The organism is Chloroflexus sp., from assembly GCF_034434295.1.
Taxonomy (GTDB): Bacteria; Chloroflexota; Chloroflexia; order Chloroflexales; family Chloroflexaceae; genus Chloroflexus.
In genome coordinates this window covers 1-1,935 of sequence record NZ_DAOTZQ010000133.1, presented here as the reverse complement: position 1 = coordinate 1,935, position 1,935 = coordinate 1, and the positions used below count along the sequence as shown (strand labels likewise).

Annotated in this window: 2 protein-coding genes; both read left to right on the top strand. The window is 57.8% G+C overall.

The window, feature by feature from the left end:
* Positions 1–271: 271 nt before the first annotated feature.
* Positions 272–652, top strand: coding sequence for a fluoride efflux transporter CrcB (gene crcB / locus VAE57_RS17655; protein ID WP_322823145.1), 381 nt, complete (start codon positions 272–274; stop codon positions 650–652).
* Positions 653–669: 17 nt separating this feature from the next.
* A partial coding sequence (locus VAE57_RS17650; RefSeq protein ID WP_322823144.1) for a DUF190 domain-containing protein occupies positions 670–1,935 on the top strand: 1,266 nt, incomplete at its 3' end.

Below are 1,935 nucleotides of genomic sequence, written 5' to 3'. Positions count from 1 at the left end.
TGAACCCGTCCCTTTGCATTTGCCGGTGCCCCCGCACCTGAATGCGAGTACGGTGGTTGCGGCAGCATGGCTGCCTCACGCCAAACCGTGCGTTACGGGCAATCCGGTCGGGAAGTTGTAGCCAGGTCGGTGAGTGAGATGGTAGGGGTTGGTAGGGAACCCGCTCTTACGAATGTGCCCTGCCTTTGTGTTTGTCATAGTCGTAGTTGACAAATCGGCGTACAATACAAGTAGCTTTGTTGGGTTCTGTTTTGAGAGAAGAACTGGACTGATGAACAACATATTGGCGATTGCCCTGGGGGCAGCAATCGGTGCCAATTTGCGTTACGGCATCGGTCTGTGGGCTGTTCAGCGGTTTGGTACGGCATGGCCTTACGGTACTTTCATCATCAATCTGCTCGGTTGTCTGGGGATCGGATTATTGTTAACGCTCATCTCCACACGATTGACTCTGAGTGAACCGGTACGCTTAATGCTGGTTACCGGTCTCTTGGGTGGCTTTACCACTTTCTCAACTTTCGGTTACGAGAGCTTTAGCCTGCTAAGTAGTGGGAACTGGTTGCCCGCATTGGGTTACATGGGTGGAAGCGTTATTGGCGGCCTGATTGCCGTTTTCATCGGTGTTGGGCTGGGTCGGTGGTTTGGTGGCTAGCAGAGAGGAGGTCTCCAATGGAGCAGACCGTGACTCAACAACTCTGGATTTACATCGATGAGGGAGATAGCTTGCAAGGCCGTACCGTTGCTTCCCGTATTGTCGATACGCTGCGGGCTGCCGGTGCACCGGGGGTAACCGTATTTCGTGGGGTTGGGGGGTACGGTACTCACGGGGTCTTTCACAGCGATCTCCTGGTTGATATTCCGAGCCGGTTGCCTTTGGTGATCACCTGCATTGATCGGAGTGACCGTTTGCAACGGCTGCTGCCCAAACTCAGCGAGCTGGTGCAAGAGGGTTTGATCGTGCTCTCGCCGGTGCAGGTCGTGAAGGTGGCGCGGCGGACTGGAAGTGCCCTGCCTGCCCACCTCAAAGTGGGCGATGTGATGAATCACGACGTTATCTCCGTCACGCCCGAAACATCGGTAGGCGAACTGGTGCGTCTGCTGCTCGAACGCGGGCTACGGGCGATGCCGGTGATTGATGCCGAACGTCGTGTGATCGGTATTGTTACCGATGCCGATCTGCTCCAGCGCGGGGTGAGTCAGTTGCCGCTGCATTTGCAGCAGTTGTTGCCGGGCGCTGAGCGTGCGGCGCATCTGGCGGCAGTCGCCGCTCGTCCCGAACGGGCCGCTGATGTGATGACCCCTAACCCTACAGCTATTCCTGCAACGGCTTCACTCACCCAGGCTGCCCTGGTCATGACGGAGCATGATCACAAACGCCTGCCAGTGGTTGATGAAGCCGGGCGGCTGGTCGGAATGTTGAGCCGATCTGATCTGTTGCAGACGGTGGCGAATACCTTCGCCTCAAGCAGTGAGGTTCTGCCGGGTTCAATACTCACCACTGCCAAAACCGTTGGCGAGGTCATGATCCGCGATGTACCGACAGTTACACCGGAAACGCCTCTTGCTGAGACACTTGACCATATTCTTTCGACACCCCGGCGGCGAGTGATTGTCGTCGATCAGGAGCGGCGTGTTGTTGGCATCATCAGCGACGGTGATATTCTCCGTCGGGCGGCTCGTCCGGTAGCGCCGGGACTGTTACAGCGCTTTGCGGTCTGGATCGGTGGCGGTGCCCGTCCGCCAGAGCTGGAGCTGGCGCTCAAGAATCTGACGGCGGCGGCGGTGATGACCAGTCCGGTGCTGACGGTGAAGCCCGACACGCCGATTATCAATGCTGTTGAGCTGATGATCGAACGGCGTATCAAGCGCCTGCCAGTGGTTGATGAAGATGGCAGGCTGGTGGGCATGGTCGGGCGAGCGGCGTTGTTGGGGGCG